Below are 15,864 nucleotides of genomic sequence, written 5' to 3'. Positions count from 1 at the left end.
GTGCCGGTCTTCAACGTGCCCTGGCTCATTGATCGGGTTTCCCAGAAAGAGGATTGAATGAGCCGCAGTATGACGTAGCTCCCGCCTGATCTGTAGGGGTCCGGTGAAACCGGAGCGCGGCGCAAGATCCTCGAAGCCTGCCGCGACTAATGGCTAGGCGAAAAACGAGGTCGAGCCGACCAACGTATAATGTATACATTGAGTCAATAGGCGCAATCTCCCTGTTGAAGAGCATCGACTGACTGCCTGGAGAAAGCCCCGGCGCCTGCGTTATTCGACGCGGCGGCCGTCTTCCAGCGCTCGATCATGGCGGGAAAGCGCTTTCGGGTTCACAGCCGATCTCTTCTTCAAGGCACGGGTTTCAGAGCATCGGTTTCAGAACTCTGATTTCCCATTGGTGTGCCAGCCAGAAGGATGTCTTCACTCGGAGATCGCCGCATGATCAACCAGAACTCAACGTCGCACCCTTTTCTCGCTCGCTTGCTGGCTGCCGCGGTGCTCCTCGTACCGATGGCTGGCGCCCACGCCGCTACCACGCTGAACTTCGCCCATACCCAGCCGGCGGCGGACGTTCAGAATATTGCCGCGGAACACTTTGCCAAGCTCGTCGACGAGCGCAGCAACGGTGACTTGAAAATTCGTGTCTTTCCCAGCGGCCAACTGGGCAGCGACACCGCGCTGGTATCCAGCGTGCGCGGCGGTCAGATCGATATCGTGCTGACCGGCAACCCCTACTACACCGGGCTGGTTGGCGAACTGAACGTGCTCGACCTGCCGTTTCTGTTCGACAACTACGCCCATGCCTACGCCGTGCTGGACGGCGAGATCGGCAAGTCGCTGCTGGCCAAGCTGGGTGAGCACGATCTCAAGGGGCTGGCGTTCTGGGAAATCGGCTTTCGCAACCTGACCAACTCCCGCCACCCGGTAAAGACCGCAGCCGATATCAAGGGGCTGAAACTGCGCACCACGCCCAACCCTGCGCATATCGCGGCCTTTGAAGCACTGGGAGCCAACCCGACACCAATGCCATTCACGGAGCTGTTCACGGCCCTGGAAACGCGCACGGTGGATGGCCAGGAGAATCCGATCAGCCTGATCCGCTCGGCCAAATTCTACGAGGTCCAAAAATACCTGTCGCTGACGGCACATGCTTACACCGCGGCACCACTGGTCATGAACAAGGCCAAGTTCGAGAGCCTGAGTCCGGAACAGCAGCAGATACTGGTGAAGGCGGCCATCGATTCCGCTCAATTCGAGCGCCAGGAAGCCGCCAAAAGCCTGTCGGGCGATCTCGAGTTTCTCAAGCAACAGGGCATGCAGATCGTCGAGGAGCCGGACCGTGCTTCGATGCGTGACATCGTCGAAGGCCCGGTGCAGGCCACTTTCGAGGAAAAATACGGCCCCGAGTTGATCGAGGCCATCAAGGCCGCTCGGCCTGAAACTCAGTAGATCGGCGCTGAGATTCCGGCCACAACCTTCGACCACTGATCGCGACTTCCGGGGAGGTCCGCCATGTCCAGACCGGCGCAAGCTACGGTTCGACCACCGCAGGGCTCGCTCCAGACGATGCTGTGCCGCCTGTCACGCCTTGCCGAGTCGACCCTCAATCTGCTCATGGTGCTGGCACTGGTGGCGATGATCGCGCTGGTGTTCACCAATGTCGTCCTGCGCTATGGCTTCAACAGCGGCATCTCGATCAGCGTCGAGCTGTCCCGGTTTCTGTTCGTGTGGGTCATTTTCCTCGGCACGGTCGTGGGCCTGATGCGGCATGAACATCTCAGGGTGACGACCCTATCCGATCGCCTGCCGCAAAAACTGCAGGGTCTGCTGCAACGCCTGGTGACACTGGCGATGCTGGGGTGCTGCCTGATGCTGATCAAAGGCAGCTATGCCCAAACACGGCTCAACTGGAGCGATCTGTCACCGATCAGTGGCATTCCCGTCGGCGTTTTCTATCTTGCCGCACTGGTCGCCGGCGTCCTGATGGCGCTGATCCTGATATTGCGATTGCTGATGCCGTTTTCTCTGCAGCCGATATCGCATCATCAGGAGATCGCGCCATGACGATCGGCCTGTTCCTCGCCTCGCTGCTGGCATCGATCGGCCTCAGCCTGCCGATTGCCTTCGCCCTGCTGGTCAGCGCCGTGGTGCTGATGCTGCATCTGGGGCTGTTCGACTCTCAGATCCTGGCCCAGAACCTGGTCAACGGCGCCGACAGCTACACGCTGCTGGCGATCCCTTTCTTCCTGGTCGCCGGTGAGGTGATGTCGCGGGGTGGGCTATCGAAGCGCATCGTGCTGCTGGCGATGAGCATGGTCGGGCATCGCAAGGGCGGGCTGGGTTTCGTGGCCATCTTCGCTGCCATCGTCATGGCGAGTCTGTCCGGATCGGCCGTGGCCGATACCGCCGCACTGGGTTCCATGCTGCTGCCGATGATGCGCCAAGCCGGTTATCCCCCGGGCCGCTCGGCCGGGCTGATGGCAGCGGGAGGCATCATTGCACCGATCATTCCGCCGTCGATTCCGCTGATCATCATCGGGGTGGCGGGCAGCATCTCGATCAGCAAGCTGTTCCTGGCCGGGATCGTGCCGGGGCTGATCATGGGTGTGACCCTGGTGCTGATGTGGCTGTTCATCACTCGCAAGGAGACGCTGGTGGTGGCCGCGAAGGCCACCGGCGCCGAGCGGCTGACCGCGCTGCGCAAGAGCTTCTGGGCCATGCTGCTGCCGGTGATCATCATCGGCGGTATCAAGACCGGGATCTTCACGCCCACCGAGGCCGGTGTGGTGGCGGCCGTCTACGCCATGCTGGTATCCACGCTGATCTATCGCGAGCTCAATCTCGTCGAGCTGTATGAGGTACTGGTACTGGCGGCGCGCAATACGGCCGTGGTGATGTTCCTGATCGCCGCGGCCAGCGTCGCCTCCTGGCTGATCAGCATCGCTCAGCTGCCGATGATGGTGGCGGATCTACTGTCCCCGCTGACCGATAGTCCACGCCTTTTGATGCTGGCCATCATGGCCATCGTGTTGATCATTGGCATGGTGATGGATCTGACGCCGACGATCCTGGTGCTGACCCCGATCCTGATGCCGGTCGTGCAGATCGCCGGTATCGACCCGGTCTACTTCGGCATCATGTTCGTGCTCAACTGCGCCATTGGCCTGATCACGCCGCCGGTGGGCAACGTGCTCAATGTCATCGCCAGCGTGGGGCAGCTCAAGTTCGAGAAGGCGGTCATGGGCGTGCTGCCCTTCGTCATGGCCTACGTCGTGCTGTTGCTGCTGTTCGTGGCCTTCCCGCAGATCATCACCGTGCCGCTGTACTGGCTGGCAAACTGAGGTCATTCCGATGAACGAACAGGCCCTGATCGATAGCCATCACCACTTCTGGGCGCTGGACGGCAGCGTGCATTATCCGTGGCTCGAGGACGAGATCGACGCTCACTTCTTCCTCGGCGATTACGCGCGCATCCGTCAGCCGTTCCTGCCGGCGGATCTCCGCTCACAGATCCCTCCCGGCTATCGTTTGGCAGGCACCGTGCACTGCGAGGCCGAATCGATCCGGCAGGCGCCGGAGGTGGAAACCCGCTGGCTGACACAGCTGGCCGAGGAGCAGGGGCTGCCCACGGCACTGGTCGGCTGGGCGGCGTTCGCCGATCCGGCCTGTGAATCCCAGCTTGAAGATCAGATGCGTTCACCGCTGTTTCGCGGTGTGCGCGCCAAGCCGGTGACGGCAGCGAGACCGGATCAGTACGCCGCCACGCTCGGCGCATCGGGTTCGCTGCAGGACACTGACTGGACCCGCGGGCTGCGACTGCTGGAGGAACGCGATCTGTGCTGGGATCTACGCGTACCGGCCTGGCATCTGGCGGATGCCGCCAGGGCGCTGGAAGCCACTCCGGATCTGCGCGTGATCCTCAACCATACAGGCCTGCCCTGGGATCGCAGCGAACAGGGGCTGACGCGCTGGCGCGAGGGCATGCGTGCCATCGCCGCCAACCCCAACGTCGCGGTCAAGCTTTCGGAACTGGGGAGCCCCATGGCCGCCTGGGACGAGCAGCAGAACATCGCGGTGCTCGCCGAAACGATCGGCATCTTCGGTGCCGAGCGCTGCCTGTTTGCCAGCAACTTCCCGGTGACCGGACTCAATGTCAGCTATGCGACCTGGCTGGGCATGGTCGAGCAGGCTATCGCCGATGCCGCGCCGGACGCCCGGCAGGCGATCCTGCACGACAATGCCGTCCACTGGTATCGCCTTGGCGCACAGGAAAAGACCGCCGGCTAGCTCACGAAGCCCTGAAATCCTGAAGCCCTGAAGCCCTGAAGCCGAAATGTCTCAGCCGGCGTCGGGGGCTGCGCTCAACCGATCCCACAGAAATCGCCACGCCAGGGCGCTCAGTTTCGCCCGCTGGGCATTGTCCGCCGCGCCGCCGTGGCCGCCTTCGGTGTTCTCGTAGTAATGGACCTCACCCGCGTTCATCGCTTCCATCTTCGCCATCATCTTGCGGGCGTGGCCGGGGTGAACCCGATCGTCGCGGGTCGAGGTGGTGAACAGCACCGACGGATAGTCCACGTCCTCGCGCAGGTTGTGGTACGGCGAGTAGTCCTTGAGGAAGGCTTCCCAATCGGCGCTGTCCGGGTCGCCGTACTCGGCCATCCATGAGGCGCCCGCCAGCAGCTGGTGATAGCGCTGCATGTCGAGCAGCGGCACCTCGCACACCGCCGCGGCGAAGTGATCCGGATAGCGCGTGATCATGTTGCCCACCAGCAGACCACCGTTGGAACCGCCCTGGATACCCAGCCGTTGCGGGGTGGTGATGCCGGTGGCGACCAGATCTTCGGCGACGGCGGCGAAATCCTCGAACGCCTTGTGGCGCTCTCCCTTGAGCGCGGCGCGATGCCAGCGCGGGCCATACTCGCCGCCGCCGCGAATGTTGGCGACCACGTAGGCGCCGCCACGGGTGAGCCAGCTGCGCCCGGCCCCGGCGATATAGTGCGGCGTCAGCGAAATCTCGAAGCCGCCGTAGCCGTAAAGCAGCGTCGGCAGCGGCTGGGGCGGTTTTCCCGCTTCCATGCCGGCCGGCAGCACCAGAAAGTAGGGAATCTGCGTGCCGTCGGCGCTGGTGGCAAAACGCTGCGTCACCTGCATGCCGTCGGTCTCGAAGAAGCTCGGCGCCCGCTTGATCGTCTCCGGCGCTCGATCCACCGCGGCGAGATCCATCCGCGCCAGCGTGGTGGGAGTGAGATAGTCGGTGACGATCAGGAAGACCTCGTCACTCTCTTCGTCATCGATGGCCGCGACGCCGATTTCACCGGCCGTCGGCAAACCCGGGATCGGGCGCGGTGACCAGTCGGCGCCCTGGCCGGGCGTCAGCACCTGCAGCCGATGTTTGACGTCTTCGAGAACGTCCAGCACCAGGTAGTTTAGGGTCCACTCGAACCCTTCCAGCGAGCGGTGCGCATCCGGCGTGAACAGCGTGGTGAAATCGCGTTCGCCACGCTTGAACGACGCGTAGTCGATCGCCAGCAGCGCGCCGCTTGAGAAGTTGAGATCGTTTTCTTCGAGCTGCCAGTCGTCGCGCAGGTGGACCAGCAGCCACTCCCGATGCACCACCGCCTGGGCCGACAGCGGCACCTCGATGGGGAACGCCTCGCCGTCGGGCAGGAGTTCGATCAGTCGCTGCTCGTAGAATGCCATTGCGTGATGGATGAAATCGCGCTCAAAACCGCGAGTACTGTCGTGAAACGCCAGCGCCATCAGGTCCTGTTCGGCGGCCTCGAAGATCGTCTCTGCCGCCGCCATCGGCTCGCCCCGGCGCCAGCGCTTGACCAGGCGGGGATAGCCAGAACTGGTCAAAGCGCTTTCACCCGAGCCCGTGGTACCGAAATCGGTGTAGACGAACAGCGTGTCGCGGTCGATCCAGCTCATGCCGCCCTTGGCTTCTGGACGCTCGAAGCCGGCCTCGCCGTTACCGTCGGCCCCGACCCAGCGCTTGGCGATCAGATCGAACTCGCGGGTCACGTCGGCGTCCGCGCCGCCGCGGGATAGCGACACCAGCGCCCGCTCCCAGGGGCCACCCGGCTTTTCCGGTTCGAGACAATCGGCGCCGTGCCAGACCCAGTTCTCGTTTTCCGAGGCATTGAGCGCATCGACATCGATCAGCACTTCCCACTCGGGCCGCGCCTGAAGATAGGATTCCCACCTGGTCCGACGCCACAGACCGCGCGGATGCTCGGCGTCCTGCCAGAAGTTGTAGTAATGCTCGCCACGCTTGACCACGAACGGAATGCGGTCGTCGGCGTCGAGAATCTCGCGCAACCCCGTCTGCAACGTGGCGAAATCGGCGTCCTCGAAACGTGCGAGCGTGCGTCGGTTGTGACCCTCGACCCAGGCCAGCGCCTCGGCGCTGTCGACCGCTTCCAGCCATCGATGAGGGTCGTGGTCTGTGTGACCAGTTTCTGTGTGACCAGTGTCTGTGTGATCAGTGTCGCCGCTGCCGGCCCCACCGGAAGCGGGATCGGAAGTGGCGGATTGATAGCGATAGGCGGGAAAAGGAAACATGCGGTGCCTCGATGACAGGGTGACTGCCATCGAGGTTAGCACGTGGCGCCGCCGGTGCGAGTCGGGGCCGGAGCCCCGATCCGCCTAGAAGCGATCGACGGCCGCCGCTTGCCAGTGCTCGCGCCATTCCGGGGGAATCTCTTCACCCAGCAGTTGCGCCTCTTCGAGCTTCGGCAGCTCGAAATCGGCATAGCCGCGAGCCGGTGCGTAGGCGCTGCGGTGGCGAATATGATCCGGCGTCAGCTCGTCGAAATGCGACAGCCCCATCGCCCCGGTCAACGCCGCGAAGCCGTCCAGCGTGGCCTTGTGGTAGCGGGCCACGCGCTCGGCTTTCTCCGGCACGTCGATCGCCCGCGAGCGCTTGGGATCCTGCGTCGTCACCCCGGTCGGGCACTTGTTAGTGTGGCAGCGCCGCGCCTGAATGCAGCCGACGGCGAACATGAACGGTCGCGCGGCGTTGCACATGTCGGCGCCCAACGCCGTCTTGACCACCATGTCGTAACCCAGCGCCACCTTGCCGCTGGCAACCAGCCGGATCTTGTCGCGCAGGCCGACGCCACGCAGGGCGCTATCGACGAACGGCAGCGCCTCGTCGATGAACACGCCAAGGCTGTCCGAGAACTCCTGCGGCGCCGCGCCGGTACCGCCCTCGGCGCCATCGATGACGATGAAATCGACCAGGGTGCCGGTCTCGACCATCGCCTTGCAGATACTCAGAAATTCGCTGCGCCGGCCCAGACAGAGCTTGATCCCGACCGGCTTGCCGTCGCTGAGCTCGCGCAGGCGAACGACGAACGCCATCAGCTCGCGCGGGGTGGAAAACTCCGGATGCGACGACGGCGATGCGCAGTCCTTGCCTACTTCGATCTGACGCGTACTCGCGATCTCACGATTGACCTTGGCCCCTGGCAGCAGCCCGCCGTGAGAGGGCTTGGCGCCCTGGGATATCTTGATCTCGACCATCTTGACCTGCTCGCTGCGCGCCTTGTCCCGAAACGTCTCGGCATCGAAGCGGCCGTTCTTCTGGCGGCAACCGAAATAGCCCGTGCCCAGCTCCCAGATCAGATCGCCGCCGTGCTTTTCGTGGTAAGGGCTGATCGCGCCCTCGCCGGTATCGTGGGCGAACCCGCCCTGGCTGGCGCCCAGGTTCATCGCCTCGACGGCATTGCCGGAGAGCGAGCCGAAGCTCATCGCCGAAATATTCAACCGTGAGGAGGAGTAGGGGCGCGAACACTGCGGCCCGCCGATGACGATCCGGCGTGCCTCGTCCGGCACGCTGCCGGGCTGGATCGAGTGATACGAAAAATTGTACCCGGGCGCGCCGACGTCGCGAATGGTGCCGAACGGCGAGGTATCCCCGCTACCGTCGGCCCGGGCGTTGATCAGGTTGCGCTGCTCGCGGGAGAACGGGCGACCGCTGGTTTCGGACTCGAAGAAGTACTGACGTAGCTCCGGGCGCACGAACTCGAGCAGATAGCGCAGATGGCCGATCAGCGGATAGTTGTAGAGCACGTTGTGCGGGGAGCGCAGATCCCGCCAACCGATCAGGGCCAGCGGCACCCAGAGAATGAGTAGCCACAGAAAAGCGTGCCAGAAGACGCCGATGACCAGAGTGGCCGCGATCAGCGCGGCCGTCAGCGGATAAAAAAATTGGCGATACATGATGGGCTGTCCGACGATGAGAGGTGACCTTTCAAGTGTTGGATAAGCTCGAGGATTGTTCAAATCGGGTCCGTTTTCGCCAGCCACCAATGTCGTATTTCTTGATATATCACACTGTGCCACCGTGGAACCGCACCGATCACTTCCAGGAGAGAGTCACATGGACGACTGGACACAAACCCTGACGGTAGGGCCACTGCTGGGCATCGCCGCTGCCGCGATCGCCCTGCTGTTGATTCTGATCATTCGCTTTCATCTACACGCCTTCCCGACGCTGGTGCTGGTCAGCCTGCTGACCGCGTTCGCCACCGGCATCCCCGCGGGCGCCATCGTCGATACCATGACCGACAGTTTCGCCGGCACGCTGGGTTCGGTGGCGCTGCTGGTCGGTTTCGGTGCGATGCTGGGCAAGCTGGTGGAGCACTCCGGCGGCGCTCAGGTACTGTCCGAGAAGATGGTGTCGCTGTTCGGCGAGGCCCGGGCACCGTTCGCGCTGGGCATCGCGTCGCTGATCATGGGTTTCCCGATCTTCTTCGATGCCGGCCTGATCGTGATGCTGCCGATCATCTTCGCCGTGGCCAAGCGCCTGGGCGGCCCGGTGCTGCTCTATGCGCTGCCGGCGGCAGCGGCGTTCTCGGTGATGCACGTGTTCGTGCCGCCGCACCCCGGCCCGGTCACCGCCACCGAGCTCTACGGCGCCAATCTGGGTCTGGTGCTGCTGGTGGGGATCATCATCGCCTTTCCGATGTGGTATCTCTCCGGCTATCTGTGGGGGCGCTTCGCCGCCAGCCGCTTCGACTTCAAGCTGGAAGTGAGCCTGTTCGGCGGCCAGGACGACGACGAAATCGAGAATCCGCCCAGCGTGGGCACGGTCATCGGGCTGCTGCTGCTGCCGCTGGCACTGATCTTCCTCAATACCGGGCTCGACTTCGCCCGCGCCGCTGGCGTGGCCGACAGCGACGCCACCTGGTTCCAGTTTCTCTCCTCGCTGGGCGAGACCCCGATCGCACTGCTGATCTCGGTGCTGGTGGCGATCTACGTGCTGGGCAGCCGTCGCGGCGAAGGCGGCAGCGCGCTGGAGAAGATCGTCGACTCCTCGCTGGGGCCGATCTGCTCGGTGATCCTGATCACCGGCGCCGGCGGTATGTTCGGCGGCGTGCTGCAGGCTTCCGGCATCGGCGATGCGCTGTCCGATTCGATGAGCGATCTGGGCCTGCCGGTGATCGCCGCCGCCTATCTCGTCGCCGTGGTCATGCGCCTGGCGCAGGGCTCCGCCACCGTGGCGCTGGTCACCGCCGCCGGGCTGATGGCACCGGCCGTTGCCGGTGGCGACTTTTCCGCCATGCAGATCGTCGCGATCACGCTGGCCACCGCCGCCGGCTCGGTGTTCGCCGGCCACGTCAACGACTCCGGCTTCTGGCTGGTGGGTCGCCTGCTGGGCATGGACGTCAAGACCACGCTGATGACCTGGACCGTGCAGCAGGCGCTGGAATCCGTGGTCGGGTTCGTGCTGGCCTGCGCCGTCTATCTGATCTTCTAGAGCACTCACCGATACGAGGACAACGATGACCAATCTATTCGATATTCAAGGTCGCCTGGCACTGATCACCGGTTCCACCCGCGGACTGGGCAACGCGCTGGCCCGCGGGCTGGCCGAACAGGGCGCCCGCGTGATCGTCCACGGACGCAGCCAGGAAGCGGCCGAGGAAGCCGCCCGGAAGCTGGCGGCGGAAACCGGCGCCACGGTCGAAGCCGTGGCCTTCGACGTGACCGATGCCGAGTCGGTGAAAGCGGCAATCGCCCCCCTGATCGAACGCCTCGGCGTGCCGGACATCCTGGTCAACAACGCCGGGCTGCAGAAACGCGGCCCGTTCAACGACTTCGACCCCGCCGACTGGGACGCCGTGATCGCCACCAACCTCTCCAGCGCCTTTTACGTTTCGAAGGCGGTGAGCCCGGCGATGTCGGCGCGCGGCAGCGGCAAGATCGTCAATATCGGCTCGGTGCAGTCGAAACTCGCCCGGGAGACCATCGTGCCCTATGCCGCTTCCAAGGGCGGCGTGGCACTGCTGACTCAGGGCATGGCCGCCGACCTGGCGCGCTACGGCATCCAGGTCAACTGCCTCTCCCCCGGCTACTTCCAGACCGACATGAACCAGGCGCTGTGGCAGGACGCCGACTTCAACGCTTGGATCGAAAAGCGCACGCCGGCGCAGCGCTGGGGTCAGGTCGAGGAGCTGGTGGGCACGCTGGTCTATCTCTGCTCCGGCGCGTCGAATTTCGTCTCCGGACAGAACGTGTCCGTCGATGGCGGGATGACATCGGTGGTCTGAAAACGCCGCCACGCCAGCGAGCCAATGGCCTGATCTCGACGGTCGATAGTTTTGCTGCATCGACATAGTCGTCAGGATTCATTGTTGGTCGGCTAATCGTTTCCTAGACTTTGGTCTATTCGAGCGAGCCCGAAAGGGCTCGCCTTATTTTTGGCCTGACGTCATCGCGACCGAATGTCAGCGTAAAAGGAGTTCACGATATGACATCGCTATTCGAACCGTTCGATCTTGCCGGCACTCGTCTCAACAACCGCATCGTCATGGCGCCGATGACCCGCGCCCGCGCCAAGGGCGACGTGCCCGACGAAATGGGCGCGCTCTATTATCGCCAGCGTGCCAGCGCCGGACTGATCGTCTCCGAAGGCAGCCCGATCTCCCGCGAGGGCCAGGGTTATCTGTTCAACCCGGGCATCTACGGCCCCGATCAGATCGCCGGCTGGAAGAAAGCGACCCAGGCCGTGCACGAGCGCGGCGGCGTGATCTTCTGCCAGACTTGGCACGTCGGCCGTGTCTCGCACACCTCGATCCAGCAGAACGGTGCCGCACCGATCAGCAGTAGCGCCAAGCAGGGCGGCATGGCATTCGGCTACAACGAAGACGGTCAGCCGGACATGCTGGCGGCCACCACGCCCCGCGCCGCGACCACCGAGGAGTGCCGTCGGCTGGTGGGCGATTTTGCCCAGGCAGCGCTGAATGCGCGCAATGCCGGCTTCGACGGCGTCGAGCTTCACGGCGCCAACGGCTATCTGCTCGAGCAGTTCGTCAACGGCGGTCTTAATGACCGTACCGACGAGTACGGCGGCTCGCGCGAGAACCGCTGCCGCCTGCTGCTGGAGGCAATCGACGCTTCCATCGCACTGATCGGCAAAAACCGTGTCGGCGTGCGCCTGACGCCCTACGGCACGCTGTTCGACATGCCGATCTACGACGATATCGAAGGCACCTATCTTTATCTCGCCGAGGAGCTGAGCAAGCGCAACCTGGCCTATGTTCACCTCATGGATCAGGGCGCCCAGGGTCAGGACGGTCTGCCGCGCGAGTTCCTGCGTCAGTTCCGCGACGCCTATCGCGGCACGCTGCTGTTCGCCGGCAATCTCGACAAGGCGGAAGCACAGAAGCTGGTCGATGACGGTGTCATCGATCTGCCGGTATTCGGTCGCCACTTCACTTCCAACCCGGACCTGGTCGAGCGCCTGCAGAACGACTGGCCGCTGGCCGAGTTCGACCCGGATACCTTCTACGGCGGCGATGCGCGCGGCTACGTCGACTTCCCTACCTACGCGGAAGAGCAGGCGCGTCTGGCGCGGGAAAAGATGATCAAGGAGAAATCCTGATCGCCTGACGCAATAAGACACGCCGACAGTACACTGTCCGTATCGTGTCGGTCAGACGACGAACGCCCCGCAACCGCGGGGCGTTCGTCGTTGGGAGGAAAAGCTGACATCAGGCGACGTTCGGAATCCGCGCCACCACCTTGATCTCGAAATCGAATCCGGCCAGCCAGGTCACACCCACCGCCGTCCAGTTGGGATAAGGCGGCGCAAGGAAGTGGCGCGACTTGACCGCCATGATCGTCTCGAACTGATTTTCCGGATCGGTGTGGAAGGTAGTGACGTCGACGAGATCTTCCAGCCCGCAGCCGGCGGCGGCCAGCACCGCTTTCAGGTTGTCGAAGGCAAGCGCGACCTGGCTTTCGAAATCGGGCTCCGGCGAACCGTCCTCGCGGCTTCCGACCTGCCCGGAGACGAACAGCAGATCACCGGAGCGAATCGCGGCCGAATAGCCGTGCTTCTCGTAAAGGGCGCTGCGGCTGGCAGGAAAGACCGGCTGCGGCGACTGGGCAGGTTGGGCTTGCAACATGGAATGACTCCTCGCGAGGGCGCGACGCATGAAAGCGTCGGGAAATTGACATACGACACGTATATTAATTACGCATACGTCGTGTATGTCAAATTAATATACGCTCCGTATGCCAATGTCCGTCGTCTCGCGATACTCTTTCGACAGCTTCGAAGAAGCCGTCTTTAACACAGGAGAGATCATGACCCGACGCAGTCGCGCCGAAATGCTGGAAGAGACGCGCGCCAAGCTGATCGATGCCGCACGCGCGGCCTTTGCCGAGAAGGGTTACGCCGGGGCTTCGATGGACGAGCTCACTGCTCGCGCCGGCCTGACCCGTGGCGCGCTATATCATCATTTCGGCGACAAGCGGGGGCTACTGGCTGCGGTCGTCGACCAACTCGACAGCGAGATGGCCGCTCGCGCCCACGACATTGGGCAGCGCCATACGAACGCCTGGGAGGGGTTACTGGCGGAGGGTGGCGCCTACATCGAGCTGGCGCGCGATCCCGAGATCCAGCGCATCGTGCTGCTGGATGGCCCGGCGGTACTGGGAGATCCTTCCCAGTGGCCGAGCCAGAACCGCTGCCTGCTGGCGACGATGACGACGCTGGAGGCGCTGACCAAGGCGGGAATCGTCAAGCCGGTCGACGTGGAAGCCGCCGCCCGGCTGATCAATGGCGCGGCGCTCAACGCCGCACTGTGGGTTGCCGCCAGCGACGATGCAGACGTGCTGGAGAGAGCCACCGACGCCTTCCGCCAGCTGGCGTCCGGGCTATTGGTGACGCGCGAATGACGACAGACCTGGCGCCTAGCGACGAATGCCCAGCGCCTCATGCTGCTTGGCGAACAGGGTCTGACAGCCGCTCTCGGCCAGATCGAGCATGCCGTTGAGTTCGGCGCGGGAGAACGCCTCGGCTTCCGCCGTGCCCTGCACCTCGATCAGCTTGCCGTCTTCGGTCATCACCACGTTCATGTCGGTGTCCGCGGCGCTGTCTTCCGGGTAGTCCAGATCGAGCACCGGCGTGCCCTTGTAGACGCCCACCGAGATCGAGCTGACCAGCTGGCGGAACGGATCGGTCTTGATCATCTTCTTGCGCTGCATGTACTGCAGTGCTTCGATCAGCGCCACGCAGGCCCCGGTGATCGACGCCGTGCGCGTGCCGCCATCGGCCTGCAGCACGTCGCAGTCCACCGTGATGGTATATTCGCCGAGCTTTTTCAGATCCACCGCCGCGCGCAGCGAACGGCCGATCAGGCGCTGGATTTCCAGCGTGCGCCCGCCCTGCTTGCCTCGCGCCGCTTCACGGCCGCTACGGGAATGGGTCGCGCGCGGCAGCATGCCGTACTCCGCCGTCACCCAGCCCTGGTTCTTGCCACGCAGCCAACGCGGCACGCCGGCCTCGACGCTGGCGTTGCACAGCACCTGGGTATCCCCGAAGCTCACCAGCACCGAGCCTTCGGCGTGACGGGTAAAACCGCGGGTCAGCGTGACCTCACGGGGCTGATCGGGTTGTCGTCCACTCGGGCGCATGAAAGCCTCTCGATCCAAAACATCAATGACAGAAGCGCCACGCCTTCGACGCTTCACAGCAGGCCGGCCATTCTACACGGGTCAGCCGTACATTCACCGTGGGCAAGCGGCGGCCAACGTCTTCACGGATGGGTTACACTCGATCGATCAGCTCGACGATTCAAGGAATTCCCCATGCCCCATAGCATGACCGCGTTCTCCCGCCAGACCCGTGATGCCGACTGGGGCAGCCTGCAGCTCGAATTGCGCTCGGTGAATCAGCGCTACCTGGAGCCACACTTCCGACTTCCCGATACCCTGCGCGATCTCGAACCGCACTACCGCGAAGCGATGCGCCAGCGACTCGCCCGCGGCAAGGTGGAGTGCTCGCTGCGCTTCGACCCTGCCGAAGGCAACGCCGCGCCGGGCATCAACGCCGATCAGCTCACCGCGCTTTCCCAGGCGCTGGCCCAGGTTCGCGCCCAACTGCCGGAAGCGCCGATGCCCAACGCCCTGGAGCTACTCGCCCACCCCGGAGTGATGGCCACCCAGCGCCTGGATATCGACCGGGTCAAAGCCGCCGGCCTCGAACTGTTCGACGCCGCGCTGAAGGATCTGGAAACCGGCCGCGCCCGCGAAGGCGAACGCCTAGCGGAGTTGATCAACGAGCGGCTAAAGGGCGTGCGCGAACAGGTCGCCATCGTGCGCGAGCACCTGCCGACGATTCTCGAGCGCCAGCGCACGCAGCTGCTGGAAAGGCTCGAAAGCGCCAAGACCGAACTCGACCCGCAGCGCCTGGAAGCGGAAATGGTGATGATGGCGCACAAGGCCGACGTCGCCGAAGAACTCGACCGGCTGGAAACCCACGTCACTGAGGTCGAACGTCAGCTCAAGCAAAAAGGCCCCATTGGCCGGCGCCTCGACTTCCTGATGCAGGAACTCAACCGCGAAGCCAACACCCTCTCCTCCAAGGCCATCGTCGCCGACACCACCCGCTGCGCGGTGGAGCTGAAGGTGCTGATCGAGCAGATGCGGGAACAGATTCAGAATCTGGAGTGAGTGGTGAGTTGATTTCGTAAGCCAGCGTACTCACAATCTCTGGTAAATGGACTGGGAGCACTCGGTCGGCGTCTAAACCTCGGTGAGTGCACCGGGGTTTTTCGCTATCTGGAGTATGGAAAAGCGATCGAAGCAGGTACCTTAATCTCCACTGATCGTAGCTATCCCCTACCGCCCGTCGCCCCCGCTCGCAGTAGAACTCAATCTGATCAGTATCGGTCAGCTTCTGTGCTAGGGTAGATGCTAGACATCAGACTAATGAATCGCTCTTTGCCCGTCCCATGTTTCGAGGCCCTGTACCACCAAGCGCACGCAGGATGAGGAACGCCTTTAGACTCAATTTCAAGATGCTTGGCCAAGTGCCTTTTCGCTTTTGTGGAAACGAAAATCACGTGATCCGGTTTTAGAACGTCGATTACCCCATTCAACACTTCTCGAGAGACCATCAGGTCCTGTCTATGAACCTTGAGGCTGTCCCCGGTTACCGCAGGCCGCTGAAAGCCATTCATGAAGGCGACATATTTGAACATATTATCGTTACCGGGATACCCAGCCTCGATGAGCGCCCGGTTCAGGCGTTGGTAGATCGTATGGCCCTTCGCCGTCCACCTGCCGTCTGGCTTATTGAGAATATCGCGGGTATTTATCCAGCCAGGCTTATCAGCTTCGCTAAAAACTGCTTCCGTGCCCGCATACCAGCGTTGTGCATCCAGATGGAGCGTACTGTTGCGCGGCAGATAATGGCTTTCCGCCACCAGTAGAATTTTTGGGCCATGGTGGCCGTATAAATGCCCAACGAAAGGCCGCATACGCGGATAAGCCTGGTAATGGGGCAATTGATCAAGAGCTGTATCGTAATCCTGACTATATTGAATCGTCTTTTCAGTCATGTCC

General features: G+C 63.2%; 14 protein-coding genes. 9 read left to right on the top strand and 5 right to left on the bottom strand.

Annotated elements, in window-relative coordinates; all coding sequences use genetic code 11:
* Positions 1–438: 438 nt before the first annotated feature.
* From BTW08_RS06055 to BTW08_RS06040, 4 genes are all read left to right on the top strand, one after another.
* Positions 439–1,449, top strand: a complete 1,011-nt coding sequence (locus BTW08_RS06055; RefSeq protein WP_075561607.1) for a TRAP transporter substrate-binding protein — start codon at positions 439–441, stop codon at positions 1,447–1,449.
* 63 nt (positions 1,450–1,512) lie between these two features.
* Positions 1,513–2,064, top strand: a complete 552-nt coding sequence (locus BTW08_RS06050) for a TRAP transporter small permease (protein WP_210403198.1) — start codon at positions 1,513–1,515, stop codon at positions 2,062–2,064.
* On the top strand, positions 2,061–3,341 hold the full coding sequence (locus tag BTW08_RS06045) for a TRAP transporter large permease subunit (protein WP_075561606.1): 1,281 nt from the start codon (positions 2,061–2,063) through the stop codon (positions 3,339–3,341). Before BTW08_RS06050 ends, BTW08_RS06045 begins: the two co-directional genes overlap by 4 nt.
* A 10-nt stretch (positions 3,342–3,351) precedes the next feature.
* On the top strand, positions 3,352–4,287 hold the full coding sequence (locus BTW08_RS06040) for an amidohydrolase family protein (RefSeq protein WP_075561605.1): 936 nt from the start codon (positions 3,352–3,354) through the stop codon (positions 4,285–4,287).
* A 51-nt stretch (positions 4,288–4,338) separates the two neighbouring features.
* Here BTW08_RS06040 and BTW08_RS06035 read toward each other — a convergent pair whose 3' ends face one another.
* Positions 4,339–6,564, bottom strand: coding sequence for a prolyl oligopeptidase family serine peptidase (locus BTW08_RS06035; RefSeq protein WP_083627706.1), 2,226 nt, complete (start codon positions 6,562–6,564; stop codon positions 4,339–4,341).
* A gap of 84 nt (positions 6,565–6,648) precedes the next feature.
* On the bottom strand, positions 6,649–8,226 hold the full coding sequence (locus BTW08_RS06030; protein WP_075561604.1) for an FMN-binding glutamate synthase family protein: 1,578 nt from the start codon (positions 8,224–8,226) through the stop codon (positions 6,649–6,651).
* Positions 8,227–8,386: 160 nt separating this feature from the next.
* Here BTW08_RS06030 and BTW08_RS06025 point away from each other — a divergent pair, with 160 nt between their 5' ends.
* The 3 genes from BTW08_RS06025 (at position 8,387) to BTW08_RS06015 (ending at position 11,893) form a co-directional block, all read left to right on the top strand.
* On the top strand, positions 8,387–9,766 hold the full coding sequence (locus tag BTW08_RS06025; protein WP_075561603.1) for a GntP family permease: 1,380 nt from the start codon (positions 8,387–8,389) through the stop codon (positions 9,764–9,766).
* 25 nt (positions 9,767–9,791) lie between these two features.
* The gene (locus BTW08_RS06020) at positions 9,792–10,559 is read left to right on the top strand and encodes a glucose 1-dehydrogenase (RefSeq protein WP_075561602.1); all 768 of its coding nucleotides are present in this window, start codon (positions 9,792–9,794) and stop codon (positions 10,557–10,559) included.
* Positions 10,560–10,759: 200 nt separating this feature from the next.
* Entirely contained in the window at positions 10,760–11,893 is a 1,134-nt protein-coding gene (locus BTW08_RS06015; RefSeq protein WP_075561601.1) for an alkene reductase, read from the top strand.
* A gap of 109 nt (positions 11,894–12,002) precedes the next feature.
* On the opposite strand, the gene BTW08_RS06010 is transcribed toward BTW08_RS06015, so the two are convergent.
* Positions 12,003–12,419: a RidA family protein gene (locus tag BTW08_RS06010; RefSeq protein WP_075561600.1), complete on the bottom strand. Its 417-nt coding sequence runs from the start codon at positions 12,417–12,419 to the stop codon at positions 12,003–12,005.
* A 181-nt stretch (positions 12,420–12,600) separates the two neighbouring features.
* Between BTW08_RS06010 and BTW08_RS06005 the strand changes: the two genes are divergently transcribed.
* Entirely contained in the window at positions 12,601–13,194 is a 594-nt protein-coding gene (locus BTW08_RS06005) for a TetR/AcrR family transcriptional regulator (protein ID WP_075561599.1), read from the top strand.
* A gap of 15 nt (positions 13,195–13,209) precedes the next feature.
* Here the strand turns inward: BTW08_RS06005 and rph are convergent, their stop codons facing one another.
* The gene (gene rph, locus BTW08_RS06000) at positions 13,210–13,932 is read right to left on the bottom strand and encodes a ribonuclease PH (protein WP_075561598.1); all 723 of its coding nucleotides are present in this window, start codon (positions 13,930–13,932) and stop codon (positions 13,210–13,212) included.
* Between the two features lie 174 nt (positions 13,933–14,106).
* Between rph and BTW08_RS05995 the strand changes: the two genes are divergently transcribed.
* Positions 14,107–14,970: a YicC/YloC family endoribonuclease gene (locus BTW08_RS05995; protein WP_075561597.1), complete on the top strand. Its 864-nt coding sequence runs from the start codon at positions 14,107–14,109 to the stop codon at positions 14,968–14,970.
* 209 nt (positions 14,971–15,179) lie between these two features.
* Here the strand turns inward: BTW08_RS05995 and BTW08_RS05990 are convergent, their stop codons facing one another.
* Positions 15,180–15,860, bottom strand: coding sequence for a hypothetical protein (locus tag BTW08_RS05990; protein ID WP_075561596.1), 681 nt, complete (start codon positions 15,858–15,860; stop codon positions 15,180–15,182).
* Positions 15,861–15,864 lie beyond the last annotated feature (4 nt).

The sequence above is a fragment of the Salinicola sp. MH3R3-1 genome (genome assembly GCF_001937155.1).
Taxonomy (GTDB): domain Bacteria; phylum Pseudomonadota; class Gammaproteobacteria; order Pseudomonadales; family Halomonadaceae; genus Salinicola; species Salinicola halophyticus.
The sequence above is the reverse complement of the archived record's forward strand: the minus strand, read 5'-3'. Positions and strand labels throughout refer to the sequence as shown.

What these genes read in the sequence shown, in the direction of transcription:
- BTW08_RS05990 (WP_075561596.1), bottom strand. Translation starts at nt 15,860, where the DNA reads ATGACTGAAAAGACGATTCAATATAGTCAGGATTACGATACAGCTCTT.
- BTW08_RS06035 (WP_083627706.1), bottom strand. Translation starts at nt 6,564, where the DNA reads ATGTTTCCTTTTCCCGCCTATCGCTATCAATCCGCCACTTCCGATCCC.
- BTW08_RS06050 (WP_210403198.1), top strand. Translation starts at nt 1,513, where the DNA reads ATGTCCAGACCGGCGCAAGCTACGGTTCGACCACCGCAGGGCTCGCTC.
- BTW08_RS06025 (WP_075561603.1), top strand. Translation starts at nt 8,387, where the DNA reads ATGGACGACTGGACACAAACCCTGACGGTAGGGCCACTGCTGGGCATC.
- rph (WP_075561598.1), bottom strand. Translation starts at nt 13,932, where the DNA reads ATGCGCCCGAGTGGACGACAACCCGATCAGCCCCGTGAGGTCACGCTG.
- BTW08_RS06020 (WP_075561602.1), top strand. Translation starts at nt 9,792, where the DNA reads ATGACCAATCTATTCGATATTCAAGGTCGCCTGGCACTGATCACCGGT.
- BTW08_RS06030 (WP_075561604.1), bottom strand. Translation starts at nt 8,226, where the DNA reads ATGTATCGCCAATTTTTTTATCCGCTGACGGCCGCGCTGATCGCGGCC.
- BTW08_RS06015 (WP_075561601.1), top strand. Translation starts at nt 10,760, where the DNA reads ATGACATCGCTATTCGAACCGTTCGATCTTGCCGGCACTCGTCTCAAC.
- BTW08_RS06045 (WP_075561606.1), top strand. Translation starts at nt 2,061, where the DNA reads ATGACGATCGGCCTGTTCCTCGCCTCGCTGCTGGCATCGATCGGCCTC.
- BTW08_RS06010 (WP_075561600.1), bottom strand. Translation starts at nt 12,419, where the DNA reads ATGTTGCAAGCCCAACCTGCCCAGTCGCCGCAGCCGGTCTTTCCTGCC.
- BTW08_RS05995 (WP_075561597.1), top strand. Translation starts at nt 14,107, where the DNA reads ATGCCCCATAGCATGACCGCGTTCTCCCGCCAGACCCGTGATGCCGAC.
- BTW08_RS06040 (WP_075561605.1), top strand. Translation starts at nt 3,352, where the DNA reads ATGAACGAACAGGCCCTGATCGATAGCCATCACCACTTCTGGGCGCTG.
- BTW08_RS06005 (WP_075561599.1), top strand. Translation starts at nt 12,601, where the DNA reads ATGACCCGACGCAGTCGCGCCGAAATGCTGGAAGAGACGCGCGCCAAG.
- BTW08_RS06055 (WP_075561607.1), top strand. Translation starts at nt 439, where the DNA reads ATGATCAACCAGAACTCAACGTCGCACCCTTTTCTCGCTCGCTTGCTG.